This window comes from Methanocorpusculum sp. GPch4 (assembly GCF_012062385.1).
GTDB lineage: Archaea > Halobacteriota > Methanomicrobia > Methanomicrobiales > Methanocorpusculaceae > Methanocorpusculum > Methanocorpusculum parvum.
On record NZ_SIJA01000079.1, the window covers coordinates 28,814 to 43,505 of the forward strand.

Sequence of the window (14,692 nt, forward strand, 5' to 3'; positions counted from 1 at the left end):
GATTATGCGGATAAGCTGCCGACGAATTCTTCGATCAGCTGATCCTCGTTATGTTTGCTTTTCATGATGTCCAAAACCGACATATACCCGTCCCGCTCTTTTAAATTCATGCCGCCCGATGAGACGATCAGATGCACTTTTTCTTTTGGAACTTCGTCCAGCAGTTTTCTGATCGCCGGCGTGATTTTTCCGCACCACATCGGGCTCACGACGACATACTCGTCTGCTTCCCCGATTTGACCGTGAATCTGAATCGCAACAGCACCATTTTTCATGGCGTGTTTTGCAGCACGCATATAACCCAGCGCCCCATCCCAGTCCATGTTGTCGGTCACCTCGATCGGTTCAACTGAGAGTTTTTTTGCGATTTTTTCTGCAATTTTTCTGCTTGTTCCGCTTCGTGTAAAGTAAATCACAACGTATTTCATGATAATTTCACCCTCTGGTTACTAACTACATCACCGTATTTATACATAAAGGTAATTGCGGATACGGATCAAATTCCGCATTATTTAGTTTTTCCGTGCCTTTGCCCATCTCATACGGATTATATTCAGCATTACCAGACAGATGATCAGACCTAGTTTTGCCCAGAGGTGGATCGGCGCAATAATCGCAATAAGAAGCAGAATGCATCCAAGAAGGGCGTGCGCCAGCAGATTTTTCCAGTCGGTCAGATATGCTGCAAGACCTTTGCCGGCTTTTTTTGCGAAGATGGTTTTTTTGTTCATTCTCTCTCCCGGTTACATGCGGTCTTGGCATTTTGTGCAAGTCGTGCAAGCATATCATTCATCAAATCGATCTCCTTTGGTGTGAATCCATCCAGCACTTCGGCGTTCCATTCTGTCATGATAGTCATCAGCACTGCTTTGAATGCCGACCCCGCTTCTGTCAAACTAAACACAAACGATCTGCTGTCCTTTGGGTTTACTGCCCGGATAACATACGCTTTGGCTTCAAGAGACTGCATCGTCCGGGTCATAACGCTTTTGTCGTAATGCAGTTCTTGTACCAGTTGATCCTGGGTTGTTTCCGGTTCACTGGTCAGGATTCTGTCGATATTCTCTCCCTCGTTTTCCCTCTCCTTTTCCCGGACTGAGAGAAGAACCATTCCTTCGGCGATATTGAGATCATAATCATTAAGGCAATTTTTCAGATACACTCTGAAATATTTGTCAAATGCCATAATGTTGTGGCCGATACCTCTCTCTAACGGATTTTGCTGCATTATCATGTTATGGTTGCATTTGCAACTATTCATCTATGTTTGAAAAAAAAGAATTATTCCTCTTCTGCCTGTTCTTCTTTGATAAAGAAACAGAGGATCAGGATCCCTGCCGCCAGGATCACCGAGACGACAAACGCCATGTCAAAACCGAGTGCGAGGATCGATGCGCTGATCTGTGCCGGCGGCATCTCCGTGATACCTGAATTTCTTATGAGCGTGACGATCCCGACGATCAAAATCAGGTTGTAGACTGCCACGCCGATCGTCATGGGGGCGTAACGCTCCAGTCCTGTCAGACCTGATATCATTCCCTGTTTCGATGCAGGCACGGCTCCCATGATCAGTGTTGTAAGTGGTGTCGTCGTAAGGCCAAGGCCGAGACCTATCAGCGAAAGTGCGGTGATGATGACGCCTAATCCGGTGACTGGGCTCAGATGCGTGAGCAGATAATATCCGGAGCCGATCAGAACGACTCCGGCCATGACCATATACTTGATCTTTCCAACAAGTCTGCAGTAGATCTGCCCGGAAACAACTCCGGTGACCATCATCCCGACCGACATCGTCGTCAGGATCAGTCCTGCGTTCGAGGTCGAAAATCCGTGCACGTACTCAAGATAGAACGGGAGCATATAGTTCGCTCCGGCAAACGTGAAAAAGAGCAGCGCCAGGATCATGTTCACGATAACAAACGATCTGCTTTTGAACATGCCCAGGTCGATCAGCGGGTTTTCGTAGTGCCGCTCCCGGAAAATGAAACCTCCGATACAGAATACGGCAAGGAGCAGTGAAATGATGATCAGAGCTGAGGTCCAGCCAAGGGAGAATCCTTCCGAGAAGGCGAAGAGCAGCGCCGCAAGGCCGACAAAAATAAGAACTGCCCCGGCCGTGTCGAATTTTTTGAGCGAACATGATTTTGCCTCAGTCTTTGGAATCACGAACAGTCCAAGGACGACTGCGATGATCCCGACCGGGACATTGATGTAGAAGATCCAGTTCCAGGAAAGATATTCGGTGAGATATCCTCCCAGGGTCGGGCCAAGCGCCATGCCGACGGCGGCAAAGAGCATCACAAGCGAGAGGCCTTTTGCCCGCCGTTCTCCAGGCATGAATCGGGAAAGCATCGCCGGGGCCACTACCATCATCATCACGCCGCCGATCGCCTGAACGATCCTTGAGATCAGAAGGATGTGAAAAGAGTTTAAAAGTTCCGGAAAAAATCCGCAGGAAAAAGATCCGATCACAAAGATGGAAAATCCTGCCAGAAATATTTTTTTAAGCCCGATAGTGTCGGTAAGTTTGCCGACGATCAGCAAAAGTCCGGCAATGACAAGAAGATAGATGGTGCTTACCCAGGCAACCGATGATGTGGTGAGGCTGAATGCTTCAGCGATACTTGGGAGAGCGATATTGACGATCGTTCCGTCAAGGGATGACATGAATGCGGCAAGAGATGCCGAGATGAGTATGAGTATCAGCGTTTTTCCGGATGGAAGAGCATCTTTCATAGACAGTAATGGTTTTTCCCCTAATAAAGAGTTCAGAGAAGTGCGTATCCAAAGTCATTATTAGGATGTCAGGCATATTTGTGTGCATAATGGATCTTGTAGCGCAAGCAAAAAAAAATGCCGGGCATCGTGCGGCTGATATGGTTAAGGACGGGATGATCGTGGGGCTAGGAACCGGCTCGACGGTATTTTTCGCGATGGAACGTCTGGGTGAACGGATAAAAACCGAGGGTCTCTCGATCCTCGGGGTCCCGACGTCTCATCAGACCGCGATGCGTGCCGAGGAATACGGGATTCCTCTGACGACCCTCTCTCTTCATCCGGTACTGGATATCGCCATCGATGGAGCGGATCAGGTAACTCCCTCAAAGCAGATGATCAAAGGACGCGGTGCGGCGCATCTCAGAGAAAAGATCGTGGCTGATGCGGCAAAGCAGTTTGTCGTAGTGATCGATTCGGCAAAAGAGGTGCCTGTTCTTGATGCCGCGGTTCCAATAGAGATCCTGCCTTTTGCTTATGGGAGTGTCTGTAAGAAACTCGTTGAGCTTGGGGGCGAGCCTGTTATGCGTAACGGCGTAAAAAAGGACGGTCCTGTCATTTCCGACAACGGGAATTACATATTCGACTGTGCATTCGGGAAAGTGGGCGATCCTGCTCTGCTCGAGTCTGCAATCAATTCGATCCCGGGTGTGCTGGAGAACGGCGTCTTTGCAAAGATGACGGAAAAGACGATCGTCATCGTCGGAAAAAGCGCCTGATCCTTTTTTCACACTCTTTTTTTGAAATTAATTCCGTTGAAAAAACGTGATCAGAACCACGCATCCAGCGTGGCCTGCCCCTTTTTCGCACCGAATCTTTCCAGTCCCGCCTCCACCCTCTCCTGAGTAAAACCGTGCTTTCCGCAAAGCAGATCGATGACCCGGTCCGGATCCGGTGATCTGTTTTCGATATTGTATGATGTCTCAACCGGCGGGTCGAGGAAGTAGTGTATCAGCTGGTCCGGGTCTGCGGCATTTTCGGATTCGCCGATCCTGTCATAGAATGTACCCTCTCTGACGATCTTCACCGCGGTCTTCGGTCCTACGCCCGGCACTCCGCTGTTGTAATCCGTCCCGATCAGCAGCGCGGTCTGGACAAGCTCCTCACGAGTGAGAGATAATCCTGTAAGCACAGCCTCCAGATTCAGCCGCTCGGGATACACCGAAAGAACCTTTCCGCGGAAACGTTTTTTTCCGGATACTGTGATGTTTCGAACCAACTCCGGCGCTCCAAACAGCAGCGAGTCATAATCCTGTGATACTGCATAGGTCACGTCTCTCTGCTGCGCCATATACGAAGACTGGGCTTCCCCTTCCTCAGGTGCCTGGACCCAGGCTATTCCCAGAGCGGAAAGTAATTCCTTTGCCGAATCGATGACAAAGGCATCGACCTTTGAAGATGCCATCGCATATTTTCTCGCGCTCTCCTCATCTCCTTCTTTCAGTGCCTTTTCCCACGAGTCCGCGGCATGTTCCCTGACTTCACGGCGCTTCGCCAGCGTCGATGATTTGAATGCCGGCGGCTTTCCGTCAAAAACATATACTGGAGTGATATTCTTCTCGATCAGGTTCGCGTTTCGAAAGAGAAGACCGCTTAGATGGGAGGTGATGCGCCCCTCCCCGTCCATGAGGGGAGCTCCGTCTGCCTGACGTATTCCTGAAAGAAACTGATAGAGTGCGTTGAAGGCGTCGACCGCCGCAACACCGCCGAGCCCTTCCCATCCGGGCGTTTCTTTATACTCCGCAAGAAGCGGCCGGAGGGCAACACCCATCTAACGGTACATCCGCATCTTGATACTTTCGACCGCCTCGATCACCGTCTGTGAGGTAAGATCCTGTTTGGCGATGAGCTGTCTGCCAAGATCCTCCAGATTGCTTCTCAGCATGCGCTCACGCTGGATCGCCTGTTCCTCCAGCCGGCGGAGACGTATGAGGACCTGCAGGATAAGCCCGCCGAATGCAAGTATAAGCAGCAGAATTCCGACGGAAATAATGGCATCCTGCCATAATCTGCTGACAACCACGATCGCGGATACCGCCATCAGCAGGATGAGCAGTATCTCCGGAATGATGTCGCGAACATTCATAGTTTAACTAAGGTGAGGTGTAATATTAACTTACCTATATATGAGCGAATTTAATCTGCGTTCAGCGGCATCTTATGCCGGTCTGATTCTGATGATGGCGGTGACCAGTCTCCTTGCGATCCTTCTGATCGGTCCGGTGAAGGCGGCCGGTCTTGGCGCATTTGAGGATCCTGATTCGATCCTGAATGCATTTTTGTTCATTTTTGCAATGCTGGTGATTACAGCCGTTCTGCTGATCCTCATCAAATGGAAAGCACAGCAGGTGATCAGCGTCATCATTGGCTTTTCCCTGGCTGCGGTGATTTATTATGTGGTTATGGCTCTTCTGCACCAGGCTGGACTGGGTGTACTGGCCGATGCGGGCGGCGTGATCTGCGGTATCGGGGTCATTGCTCTGCTTTGGTTCTATCCGGAGTGGTATGTGATCAACACAGCAGGGATCCTGGTGGCAGCAGGGTGTGCGGTGATCTTTGGCGTCTCTCTCTCTCTCCTGCCGGTTCTCGTTCTTCTTGTTCTGCTGATGGTCTATGATTTTATTGCGGTAAAACGGTCCAAACACATGCTCACGCTTGCCGACGGCGTGCTTCGTCAGAAGATGCCGATCATGTTTCTTGTTCCGAAGACGAAAGGCTACTCGTATCGGAAGAGCGGTTTTTCGATTCGCAACGAGAAAGGGGAACGCGGCGCGTATATGATCGGTATGGGGGATGTGATCATGCCGGCAATACTCGTGGTCTCGGCCCAGGTGTTTGCCGGAGGTGAGGGCGTCATGTCGGTTTTCGGCATATATTTGCCGGCATTAGGGGCACTTATTGGCGGAATTGTCGGTCTTTTGATCCTGATGATCCCGGTAAACACCGGCAAACCTCAACCTGGCCTTCCGCTGATCAATGGATGTGCGATCATCGGTTTCTTCCTCTGCTGCCTTATTGCCGGTTCCTGGGACTGGCTTGTCTGGTAGAAATCTTTTTATACGAATTTATGTAATAGAATAGGGCACACTAGCATCGATAGTGTAGTGGTTATCACTAGGCGTTGCCAACGCCTAAACTCGGGTTCGAGTCCCGGTCGATGCATCTTTTCTTTTTGAGTTTTTCTCTGTCATTTCCTGCTTAGTCAGTTCATCAGCCGGAATATTATCCGTCCTGTCGATGACAGGGAAAAAGAGGAGTGTATTCTGTTATTGTGTTTTCAGATATTCGTTCAGGGCTTTCAGCGTTCCTTCAAGTGATCCGTCGCCAACAACTATCGGGTCGACTCCTCCCTCCTGCATGCGTTTTGCCGTGATATCTCCTATCGCGATCGGCAGGATCCCTGAAAGATCCGGCAGATTTGCTTGTGAGAAGGAGTTTGCGCTTGTAAACAGTACACTCTCCGCTCCGTTAAGATCAAGCATCTCGCCGGTCGGAACAAGTCCGTAACACCGGTACTCAAAGGCCATTCCGCCTGCCTGTTCTATGGCCTGAATCAGTTCCGGGTTTGGCACATCCGCCCGCGGAATGCCGATCCGCTTTCCCTCGATCCACTCGCCCAGATACGGCACGAAGTCCCGCGAATAAAAAGTCGGGAGAGTCTCCGCCGGGATCCCCTGATCGTGCAGGATCTTTGCGGTCTGCGGTCCGATTGCTATGACCCGGCATTTTTTCGTGATATTCCGGTCCAGATGCATACCAATGTATTTTGCCGGATATGCGCTTGTGAAAAATATCGCATCGAACTCTCCGTCGTTTGCCGCGAGAACAAAGGTCTGGACAAGGCTTGCTTTCAGTTCGGCCTTCAGCGGTGAGATTATTCTGGCTGAATGGCCGTATCTTTCGCACAATGTCTGATCGGCTGTACCTTTTTCTGCGAGGCGGGTGATCGCGATCTGCATGGATATACCATTGTTCTTTCTTGATAAAAAGTATCTCCGTTCGGTTCGCAAAATACTCATGTCCTTATATCAGGAACCGCATACTATTATTTCATGAAAATGTTCTGGTCAGGATCCCTTCCCGCCCCCTCTGTCCGAAGCGTGGGGGATATGGAGAATGTGTTTGCCACAAGACCGTCGAATCGTGATCCGGCTGCACCTCTCTATTATATGTACAGGGATCTTTATCAGACACATGGCGACCATACCTGGCTTGAACGTCACCATCTCAGATACGATATCACAAAAATTCCGCCGGGAATCATTAACGGCGAATACACTAAAACCAAAGGACATTATCATCCCTCAAACGCTGCAGGAGTGCCGTATCCTGAGGTGTATGAGGTATTGTCCGGGTTTGCGTACTACCTTTTACAAAAACGCGATCATACCGATGTCATACTCGTTCCGGCCCACACAGGAGACCTCGTCCTCATTCCCCCCGGATACGGGCATGTGACCATCAATCCGGGCCGTGAGGATCTGATCATGGCAAATCTGGTATCTACGGACTTTTCCAGTGAGTACGGCGAGATCAATGAGATGCACGGAGCAGCCTATTATTATATGAAAAAAGAGGGTTGGGTCCCAAATCCGCATTATGGTGAACGGATCCCGATGCATGTGATCCTTCCGCTGCCTCTTCCGGAGCTTGGTCTTGTTCAGGGAAGGTGTCTTTACGAGATGGTCGGCACGACCGATACTCTGGATGTGATGAACCGGCCTGAGGAGTATATGGATATCATCGGCCGGTTCTGTTCTGACAAAAAACGGTTTTGAATTTTAGAAAGGTATCATTCTAAGACCAGCCGGTCTTCGCACAATTCCTTCAAATCCGTGTGCTGCGACATACTTCAGCCCTTTTGCAAATGCCTGATCGATGAACTTCTGATCGACGGAACCGTCAACAATGATTCCTGCGGCATCATCATTCAGTTTCGGCAGGATTTTCTTGAGTTCCTGGGGGGAGTAGTCACCAATGACGCCGGCATCTTCTGTGAGAACTCTGGTCCTGCCGGTATTTTTCATATACTCGGTATGTTCCCGGATCGTGCTTGGGTTCTCCGGTTTTTTCTGTATGTCTGATTCCGGATTTTCGACAGAGGCCGTTGTTGGTTCCTCTGTTATTGTCAGCGGGGTTTCAGTCTGCGGCGTTTTGGGTTCTGGATTTCTGTCCTCTTCGATCAGTACAACTGTCTCTGTCCTCTGATCGTTTCCTGTGACCGATTCGATCTCGAAGACCAGATCAGAGATCGGTTCGTCCTTTTCGATGTGCGCTTTAAGGACCGATGCAGGAACCTTGTTTCTGAGGGATTTTACGATCTCTTTGCGGCTCATGTCCTCGACACTTCTTCTGCGCGGAGAAAATGCCACGAAGTCTATGTCGGCAACCTGAAGTAGTTCGCGTAAAATCAGATCCCCTCCCCGGTCACCGTCAACGAACACGGTAGTGTTTTTCTTATAGGACAGGTCGATGACCGTTTCCGGGACTTTTGTCCCTTCGACCGCTACGGTGTTGTTGATCCCGCACTTCAGCAGATTGAGTACGTCTGCCCGGCCTTCAACGATGATTATTGCATCGGAGTCCAGAACTGCAGGTCCGGCGGGAAGCCGCTCCGGCCCGATCGCAGTGATCTTTTCGATCCTGCTGGCCTGTCTGACTTCGGCAAGAATGTCGTATGTGGATATGCCTATCTCGTCGAAGGAGTCGAGGAGAAGTTCTTTTGCCCGTTCGACTATCTGCCGGCGTTTGATTGCCCGAAGGTCTTCGATGTTCTGGATCCGGATCACGGCCATACATGGGCCGATACGGTCGATCGTTTCCAAAGCTGCTGCTAATATCGCGGTCTCGGCGCGGTCGAGGGATGAGGCGATGTAGCATTCGCCGGCTGTTTTTCCATGTTTGCTGGTGATCTGGACGTCGATCCTGCCGATCCTTCCGCTTCTCTGCAGATCGCGGAGATCCAGGTCTTCACCAAGAAGCCCTTCGGTCTGGCCGAAGATAGCTCCGACTACATCGGTTTTTTCGACCACCCCCTCTGCTTCGATGTGGAGATGAATGAGATATTTGATACTGTCGATTGAATACATGTAAAGCCTCCATGGATGTGTAAATGAATGTGATAAAAATCCATAGGTACGGGATATATTTATTCTTGTACTACTTAAGGAACATGGAGACTTATTTTTACTCAACCAGAGTTACGGAACGCGAGATTACTTTCCCATCCTCTTTTCTGATGATGTCGATCCGGAGTGTGCAACCAGGCTGGACCATACTATCAATAAGATCAAAATCGCCGGAATTCCCAGGTTCCCATTCATACCCAGTTGGGCCGCTTCCGGAGATAGTACTTATCCCGAAATGATGTGTGTCAATAAAATCGTGGGCCTGCAGTGTATTGATAATGACATACTGTTTTACATCGTTTATATACACTTCAGCAGAGTAATTTTCATTGACGAGGGGCTTGGTTCCAATGTTTCGCAGTTTTACTTTACTGGCAAAGGTTAGCTTTTTGTCATTATAGTGATCGACTGACACGATAGCTAGTATTTCAGGGGGATCTTCAGAAAATTGACCAGATGAAGTGTAGCAATAATTCATTAGGCAAGCGAAAACAATAGCACAAATAATTAGCGTAAGGGCAATAAGAAGTAGCGTGGCAATAACAGGAGATACGCCGTCATCACCTTTGTTAGATGACATTTGTTTCATGGCTGAGAAGATGAATGTCCCCTGCCATTAACCGAGCCCGTTCATCGTATGCTGCTGCATGTTCTCGCGGTTCTTTGACCTGGCAGGAGGCGCCTGTGGCATGTTCTGTTGTCCCGGAACTCATTTCACGCGATCGCGTATAGATCGTACGGGGGCCTAAAACATGTCTGGTATTTTCGGCACGGATACTCTATTTGTTGTAATGGTTTTTACTCTTTTCGGCGAAGCTGACGTGCCCCGGCATTCATCCACATCTGCCCGCCGCCTGATGTGAACTCCCCGTCGTGCCATGCAGGGATCCCGCCGATCACGGTCGTCACCGGAAAAACTCCGTCCATTCCTTCGTAGGGCGTCCAGCCGCATCTGCTGTGCAGAGATTCACCTGATATTTTTACCGGGGTGTCAGCATAGACGGCAAGATCCGCCCGGCTTCCAGGGGTGAGCGAAGGGGCAGGTATCCTAAGTATCCTACATGGGTTTGTGACCGTTTTTCCAATCAATTGACCCAGCGTGATTTTTTGCTCTGTCACCGCGTTCATCAGCAGGGGCAGCATCGTTTCCACACCCGGAACCCCTGACGGTGCGAGGGAAAACGGCTGTGATTTTTCCTGAATTGTATGCGGGGCATGGTCCGAGGCGATAACCGGGATCTTTGCAAAGTTCTGGATGAGTGCGAGGCGCTCTTTTTTTGTGCGGAGCGGCGGGTTCATTTTCCAGAAGGTGTTTTCGGCTGTCGTCTCCTCACAGGACAAAAAGAGATGGTGGGGGGCAACTTCGAAACTATCTTTGATTGTGCCAAATGCTTCTGTTCCGCTGACATGACAGATGTGGAGCTTTGTGCCGTGCGGTGCGAGATCCTGCACAAGCCGAATAGTTTCTGCTTCCCCCTGAACAGGACGTGAACGGGAGTGTTCCGCAAGAGAGTGAACTTCTCCCGGGAGCACTTCTTCTGCGTGAACAGTCACCAGCATGTCATGATCCGCAAGGATCCGCAAAGAATCCCGGATCACATCAGGCGTGAGGGCATTCCCGTAGCTTGACGGAGCGGCAAACATCTCGCCGAATGCAAGGATGCCCGCCTCTATCAGGCCGAGAAAATCGGCATCCGCAGTGACCGATCCGTTGATTCCAAAGTGACATACAGAGTTCTTTGCAGCGAGGTCTGCTCTCTGTCTAAAATTTTCGGCTGTTTCCATCGAAGGGATGGTGTTTGGCTGATCAACGACCGTTGCCACTCCTCCCGCCGCCGCTGCTTCGGTCCCTGTTTTCCAGGTCTCCTTTGCTGCCTGCACTCCGTCACGCATATGAACATGCATATCCGCGGCTGCCGGAATACAGAGCCGATTTTTACAGTCGATCACTCTGTCTGCTGCATCGGAACTGCCGATGTGGGTGATGATCCCGTGATCTATCGAGATGTCCGCGATCCTTCCGTCGGGCAGCCGCGCGTTTGAAAGAACCAGTACGGTCATCTTCAGCAGACTCTTGGAACGGGATCGCCGAGAGGGGGTTCGATGAACCGCTCGCCGCCGATACGTGTCTGCATTACAACACCGGATCCTTCGACCACTTCACCGATGACTGCTGCATTTTTCCCGTAGGGGTGATTTTTCAGAGCGGCAAGAACACGTTCTGCCGCTTCCGGGGCGACACCCATCACACATTTACCCTCATTGGCGACCTGCAGTGGGTCGATGCCGAGCAGTGATCCGGCGGAAGCAACGCTCTCTCTAATAGGCACTGTATCTTCTCTCACAACGACTTTCACGCCGGCTTTGCGTGCCATCTCGTTGATGCAGGCCGCAAATCCTCCGCGCGTCGGGTCCTTCATCGCATGGATATTGCCGTTACCTGCAGCTTTCATAGCTGCTTCGATCATCTTCCAGAGGGGGGCAACATCTGACTTCAGCTGATCGCCGAGGTCAAAGCCTTCTCTGTATGATACGATGGCAAGTCCGTGATCTCCAAGCGTTCCCGAGACGATGATCTTATCTCCGACGGCTAGATTCCTGTCACGGATCAGAAATCCTCCCTCTTCAATTACGCCGACACCCGCAGTGTTGACAACAATACCATCCAGGCTCCCCTTTTCAACAACCTTGGTGTCTCCGGTGATGATCGATGCGCCGACCTCTCCCAGGGTTTCGTCCATGGAGGCTACGATCTTTTCCAGATCGGCGATCGGAAATCCTTCTTCAATGATCATTGCACATGTCAGAGCGATCGGCCGCGCGCCCATGACTGAGAGATCATTTACCGTTCCGGAGATCGCGACCCTGCCGATGTCCCCGCCGGGGAAGAAGATCGGTTTCACTACATGTGAGTCGGTCGTTAAAACGACGGTCTTTCCTCCGACGGTGAAGGTCGAGCCGTCATCCAGAGATTCAAGGCCGATCCCGCCTGCATTATTGTTTTTGAATGCCGTCAGCGTCTGAAGAAGTTCACCCATGACTTCTCCTCCGGCTCCGTGCATCAGATTAACTTCTGTATCCTTTTTCATGATGATTCACCTGTTTCGATCTCAAGATTTTTCACGAAGATCTCTCTTCCCTGGATCATGCGGGGCAGTTTCCCGCAGTTAGGGCAGACAAAGATCTCCGGTCCTTTATATCCGCATTCGCACTCTGCAACTGGAAGGATGGTATTAAAAACGAGTTTTGTTTCTGCGAACATCGGATCGTCAGAAATAAAAGTGCGAAACATGAACTCCACCTGCTCAGGGTTTACCATCGCCATGGAACCGACATCAACAAAAATGGTTTTCACGGTTACTGCATGATTCTCCTCGGCCGCCCTCTTAGAGGTTACGTACACATCATAGGCGATACCGGATTCATGCATGGTCGGATTCTTCCATCGCTTTATAAACTTCTTTAAACAGCTCCCGCGTTTCCAGTCCCTCCTCACGCGAAAGCCGCTGAATAGCAAATCCAACGTGTACAAGGACGAACTCGCCGACTTTCACGTCAACAAGATCGATGCGGACCTCCTGCTGGAGTTCACCGTAATCAACGAGTGCGACATTTCCGTCGCGGATTTCAAGAATTTCTGCGGGAACGGCAATACACATATAATGGTATATTGGTTGATAACCGTGATAAAGAAAGCGAAAAGAGACTGATTCAAAATGGCGCCGAGAGGGAGATTTGAACTCCCGAGGTATTGCTACCAGAGGCTTTCAAGGCCACCGCCTTTCCGGACTAGACTATCTCGGCTCCGGACCTTATGATATTAGTCGTTGTGGTAAAAATAGATTGTGTGTTGTTAAGAGGAAGAACTGATCGTTCACTCGGTGAGGATTTTCTGGAATATCTCTCCGTCCTTTGCGATCCAGAGTTCGGCCGACGAAACTGCTTCCCGGATGAATTTATCCATGTCAAGTTTGTTCTCCTCGGAGTCGATAAGCTCCTGAGTGGAACGGGTTGCCGGTTTTTTTGGGACCGCAAGGCATCCGGTATTGCCCGGACTTTCGTGATATGTGCCGATCCGCCGGGAGATCACTATGATCTCCTCTTTGTCGTAGGTAAGGAGAGGGCGCAGGATCGGGAGCTTCACCGATGCGGTGATCACGCCCATGTTCTGTAAGGTCTGGGAAGCCACCTGACCGAGATTTTCTCCGGAGACGATCCCCTCAATTTTATTCAGTTTCGCTACGCCTTCGGCCACCCGCATCATAAATCTCTTACAGAAGAGGCAGGTATAATGCCTTTCGCATGACGTTGTCATCGCATCGAAGAACGGTTCAAGGTTCACGATCCAGAGAGGAATGCCCCGTCCGGGACACCAGGTGGAAAGGATCCGGGCATTATCCATGGCGAGATCCCGCGTGGCCGGTCCCGCCCATCTCCCGCCGTCCATGAAGACACCAGACATCGCTACGCCTCGTTTCATCATGAGCCATGTGGCGACAGGGGAGTCGATGCCGGCTGAGAGGAGAGCTACTGCCTTGCCGGCTGTTCCCAGGGGGAGACCTCCCTGCCCCGGGATCCTTTCATCGTACACGATCCCTCCATACTCGCGTGCCTCGACAAAAATTTCATATTCCGGATCATCCAGATCGACCACGAAGTCAGGGATCTTCTTCCATATCACATCGGCGATCATGCCGGCAAGCTGCTGGCTCGTAAATCCGCTTACATGCTGGCGTCGTGCCCGGATCGCAAACCGCATCCCGCTCTTGAGTTTTTTCTCGGCAAACTTCAGGGCGGTTTTTGCCATGTCCTCCGGAAGGTTTGTGGTAGTCTCGCAGATACTGACATCAACGATACCGAATATCTTTGAAACGATCGGGGCGATCCGTTTTGTGTCGCCGAAGATCAGGATGCGGCCCCGATACTCCTCGATGGAGTAGTCGATTTTCTGTGCGTCCAGAGCCGTTTTGATGTTCCTCGTCAAAGCAAGCATGAACTGTTTTTTTACCGGCTCGCTTTTGAGCCAGAGTTCTCCGATCCGAACCATTACTGCTGTATTTTGTTCCATGAGTTTTCTCCTCCTGTTTTGTATTCCGTGAATGTAATTGTGGAAAACCCGAAGGTCTTCAGATCATCTGTGTATAATTCTGCGCTGGCACTTTCATTTTTTTCTGTCTCGATAACGGCATGCCCAGATGAAAGACGTACCCGAAGCATTCCTGAAACTCCTTTTTCCCGCAGGAACAATTCGGCTTCTGCGATTTTTTTCAGGTTGTCTCCGGTGATCTCCTCGCCGAATGGGATCCGTGTGGCAAGACATGAAGATGAGGGGATTATCGTGACGCCAAGTTCCTTTGCTAGTGAGTAAATCTCTTTTTTTCCGATCCCTGCCAATGCAAACGGACTGATGATGCCTAGTTCTGTTAGGGCTTTTCTCCCGGGCCGGTCTTCTGCGGAGTCATCCGCATGTGTCCCGTCACAGACCGTTCTGCCGTTGGCGGCTTCAAGCAGTGTGGTCATGACGAGTTTTTTGCAGATATAACACCGATTCGGCGGGTTGAACCACAGACGTTCCTCGGATAACACCGAAACGTCGATGACTTTCCACTCTACACCGAGCTTTCGTGTGAACTCCTCTGCCCGCGTGACCTCTTCGGGCGCGGTGAACTCTGAGCGGATCGTGATGGCGGAAACAGGGAGTCCTTCTTTCACGAATGCGGCGAGCAGAGTCATACTGTCTGTTCCGCCCGAGAGAGCGACAAGTGCGGGCGAATTTTCTTTCATGATTT

General features: G+C 50.7%; 18 protein-coding genes and 2 tRNA genes. 4 read left to right on the plus strand and 16 right to left on the minus strand.

The features are described from left to right. Positions 1-2 precede the first annotated feature (2 nt). The 4 genes from EYA77_RS07975 to EYA77_RS07990 all read right to left on the minus strand — a co-directional run bounded on the left by EYA77_RS07975 (position 3) and on the right by EYA77_RS07990 (position 2,736). A complete protein-coding gene (locus tag EYA77_RS07975; RefSeq protein ID WP_167816390.1) occupies positions 3-428 on the minus strand; it encodes an NAD(P)H-dependent oxidoreductase in 426 nt (141 codons plus the stop codon). Positions 429-512: 84 nt separating this feature from the next. Continuing rightward, positions 513-731 carry a hypothetical protein gene (locus EYA77_RS07980; RefSeq protein WP_167816391.1) on the minus strand — a complete coding sequence of 73 codons (219 nt, stop codon included), beginning with the start codon at positions 729-731 and terminating at the stop codon, positions 513-515. Beyond that, positions 728-1,186, minus strand: a complete 459-nt coding sequence (locus EYA77_RS07985) for a MarR family winged helix-turn-helix transcriptional regulator (protein WP_209315038.1) — start codon at positions 1,184-1,186, stop codon at positions 728-730. The genes EYA77_RS07980 and EYA77_RS07985 overlap by 4 nt, the downstream gene beginning before the upstream one ends. Positions 1,187-1,281: 95 nt before the next feature. Beyond that, complete coding sequence (locus EYA77_RS07990; protein ID WP_167816393.1) at positions 1,282-2,736, minus strand: DHA2 family efflux MFS transporter permease subunit; 1,455 nt, start codon at positions 2,734-2,736, stop codon at positions 1,282-1,284. Between the two features lie 89 nt (positions 2,737-2,825). Between EYA77_RS07990 and rpiA the strand changes: the two genes are divergently transcribed. Beyond that, a complete protein-coding gene (rpiA, locus tag EYA77_RS07995; RefSeq protein WP_167816394.1) occupies positions 2,826-3,494 on the plus strand; it encodes a ribose-5-phosphate isomerase RpiA in 669 nt (222 codons plus the stop codon). 50 nt (positions 3,495-3,544) lie between these two features. On the opposite strand, the gene fen is transcribed toward rpiA, so the two are convergent. Together fen and EYA77_RS08005 are read right to left on the minus strand one after the other, a co-directional pair. Then, on the minus strand, positions 3,545-4,546 hold the full coding sequence (gene fen / locus EYA77_RS08000) for a flap endonuclease-1 (RefSeq protein ID WP_167816395.1): 1,002 nt from the start codon (positions 4,544-4,546) through the stop codon (positions 3,545-3,547). Then, the gene (locus tag EYA77_RS08005; protein WP_052319878.1) at positions 4,547-4,861 is read right to left on the minus strand and encodes a hypothetical protein; all 315 of its coding nucleotides are present in this window, start codon (positions 4,859-4,861) and stop codon (positions 4,547-4,549) included. It abuts the gene before it with no gap. A gap of 40 nt (positions 4,862-4,901) precedes the next feature. Between EYA77_RS08005 and EYA77_RS08010 the strand changes: the two genes are divergently transcribed. Next, positions 4,902-5,822 carry a presenilin family intramembrane aspartyl protease PSH gene (locus EYA77_RS08010; RefSeq protein ID WP_052319877.1) on the plus strand — a complete coding sequence of 307 codons (921 nt, stop codon included), beginning with the start codon at positions 4,902-4,904 and terminating at the stop codon, positions 5,820-5,822. Between the two features lie 43 nt (positions 5,823-5,865). After that, positions 5,866-5,937 (plus strand) — tRNA-Gly (locus EYA77_RS08015). 104 nt (positions 5,938-6,041) lie between these two features. Here EYA77_RS08015 and EYA77_RS08020 read toward each other — a convergent pair. Then, positions 6,042-6,734, minus strand: coding sequence for a uroporphyrinogen-III synthase (locus EYA77_RS08020; RefSeq protein WP_167816396.1), 693 nt, complete (start codon positions 6,732-6,734; stop codon positions 6,042-6,044). Between the two features lie 93 nt (positions 6,735-6,827). On the opposite strand from EYA77_RS08020, the gene EYA77_RS08025 reads away from it, so the two are divergent. Next, positions 6,828-7,553 (plus strand): glucose-6-phosphate isomerase family protein, encoded by a 726-nt coding sequence (locus tag EYA77_RS08025; protein WP_042696403.1) that lies wholly within the window; start codon positions 6,828-6,830, stop codon positions 7,551-7,553. Between the two features lie 3 nt (positions 7,554-7,556). Here EYA77_RS08025 and dnaG read toward each other — a convergent pair whose 3' ends face one another. The 9 genes from dnaG to larE form a co-directional block, all read right to left on the minus strand. Next, positions 7,557-8,864: a DNA primase DnaG gene (gene dnaG / locus EYA77_RS08030; RefSeq protein ID WP_167816397.1), complete on the minus strand. Its 1,308-nt coding sequence runs from the start codon at positions 8,862-8,864 to the stop codon at positions 7,557-7,559. Between the two features lie 97 nt (positions 8,865-8,961). Then, positions 8,962-9,483 carry a type IV pilin gene (locus EYA77_RS08035; RefSeq protein ID WP_167816398.1) on the minus strand — a complete coding sequence of 174 codons (522 nt, stop codon included), beginning with the start codon at positions 9,481-9,483 and terminating at the stop codon, positions 8,962-8,964. 218 nt (positions 9,484-9,701) lie between these two features. Beyond that, entirely contained in the window at positions 9,702-10,964 is a 1,263-nt protein-coding gene (pyrC, locus tag EYA77_RS08040; RefSeq protein WP_167816399.1) for a dihydroorotase, read from the minus strand. A gap of 2 nt (positions 10,965-10,966) precedes the next feature. Then, on the minus strand, positions 10,967-11,992 hold the full coding sequence (gene hypE, locus EYA77_RS08045) for a hydrogenase expression/formation protein HypE (RefSeq protein WP_167816400.1): 1,026 nt from the start codon (positions 11,990-11,992) through the stop codon (positions 10,967-10,969). Continuing rightward, on the minus strand, positions 11,989-12,333 hold the full coding sequence (locus EYA77_RS08050) for a hydrogenase maturation nickel metallochaperone HypA (RefSeq protein WP_042696393.1): 345 nt from the start codon (positions 12,331-12,333) through the stop codon (positions 11,989-11,991). The genes hypE and EYA77_RS08050 overlap by 4 nt, the downstream gene beginning before the upstream one ends. Next, entirely contained in the window at positions 12,326-12,562 is a 237-nt protein-coding gene (locus EYA77_RS08055; RefSeq protein WP_042696391.1) for a HypC/HybG/HupF family hydrogenase formation chaperone, read from the minus strand. The genes EYA77_RS08050 and EYA77_RS08055 overlap by 8 nt, the downstream gene beginning before the upstream one ends. Before the next feature lie 58 nt (positions 12,563-12,620). Continuing rightward, positions 12,621-12,707 (minus strand) — tRNA-Ser (locus tag EYA77_RS08060). A 70-nt stretch (positions 12,708-12,777) separates the two neighbouring features. Beyond that, on the minus strand, positions 12,778-13,971 hold the full coding sequence (gene thiI / locus EYA77_RS08065; protein WP_167816401.1) for a tRNA uracil 4-sulfurtransferase ThiI: 1,194 nt from the start codon (positions 13,969-13,971) through the stop codon (positions 12,778-12,780). Further along, a complete protein-coding gene (gene larE, locus EYA77_RS08070) occupies positions 13,950-14,687 on the minus strand; it encodes an ATP-dependent sacrificial sulfur transferase LarE (RefSeq protein ID WP_167816402.1) in 738 nt (245 codons plus the stop codon). The genes thiI and larE overlap by 22 nt, the downstream gene beginning before the upstream one ends. Between the last annotated feature and the right edge of the window lie 5 nt (positions 14,688-14,692).

Excerpts from the sequence above, each read along its gene's own strand:
- EYA77_RS07975 (WP_167816390.1), bottom strand. The coding sequence starts at position 428 with ATGAAATACGTTGTGATTTACTTTACACGAAGCGGAACAAGCAGAAAA.
- EYA77_RS07980 (WP_167816391.1), bottom strand. The coding sequence starts at position 731 with ATGAACAAAAAAACCATCTTCGCAAAAAAAGCCGGCAAAGGTCTTGCA.
- EYA77_RS07985 (WP_209315038.1), bottom strand. The coding sequence starts at position 1,186 with ATGGCATTTGACAAATATTTCAGAGTGTATCTGAAAAATTGCCTTAAT.
- EYA77_RS07990 (WP_167816393.1), bottom strand. The coding sequence starts at position 2,736 with ATGAAAGATGCTCTTCCATCCGGAAAAACGCTGATACTCATACTCATC.
- rpiA (WP_167816394.1), top strand. The coding sequence starts at position 2,826 with ATGGATCTTGTAGCGCAAGCAAAAAAAAATGCCGGGCATCGTGCGGCT.
- fen (WP_167816395.1), bottom strand. The coding sequence starts at position 4,546 with ATGGGTGTTGCCCTCCGGCCGCTTCTTGCGGAGTATAAAGAAACGCCC.
- EYA77_RS08005 (WP_052319878.1), bottom strand. The coding sequence starts at position 4,861 with ATGAATGTTCGCGACATCATTCCGGAGATACTGCTCATCCTGCTGATG.
- EYA77_RS08010 (WP_052319877.1), top strand. The coding sequence starts at position 4,902 with ATGAGCGAATTTAATCTGCGTTCAGCGGCATCTTATGCCGGTCTGATT.
- EYA77_RS08020 (WP_167816396.1), bottom strand. The coding sequence starts at position 6,734 with ATGCAGATCGCGATCACCCGCCTCGCAGAAAAAGGTACAGCCGATCAG.
- EYA77_RS08025 (WP_042696403.1), top strand. The coding sequence starts at position 6,828 with ATGAAAATGTTCTGGTCAGGATCCCTTCCCGCCCCCTCTGTCCGAAGC.
- dnaG (WP_167816397.1), bottom strand. The coding sequence starts at position 8,864 with ATGTATTCAATCGACAGTATCAAATATCTCATTCATCTCCACATCGAA.
- EYA77_RS08035 (WP_167816398.1), bottom strand. The coding sequence starts at position 9,483 with ATGTCATCTAACAAAGGTGATGACGGCGTATCTCCTGTTATTGCCACG.
- pyrC (WP_167816399.1), bottom strand. The coding sequence starts at position 10,964 with ATGACCGTACTGGTTCTTTCAAACGCGCGGCTGCCCGACGGAAGGATC.
- hypE (WP_167816400.1), bottom strand. The coding sequence starts at position 11,992 with ATGAAAAAGGATACAGAAGTTAATCTGATGCACGGAGCCGGAGGAGAA.
- EYA77_RS08050 (WP_042696393.1), bottom strand. The coding sequence starts at position 12,333 with ATGCATGAATCCGGTATCGCCTATGATGTGTACGTAACCTCTAAGAGG.
- EYA77_RS08055 (WP_042696391.1), bottom strand. The coding sequence starts at position 12,562 with ATGTGTATTGCCGTTCCCGCAGAAATTCTTGAAATCCGCGACGGAAAT.
- thiI (WP_167816401.1), bottom strand. The coding sequence starts at position 13,971 with ATGGAACAAAATACAGCAGTAATGGTTCGGATCGGAGAACTCTGGCTC.
- larE (WP_167816402.1), bottom strand. The coding sequence starts at position 14,687 with ATGAAAGAAAATTCGCCCGCACTTGTCGCTCTCTCGGGCGGAACAGAC.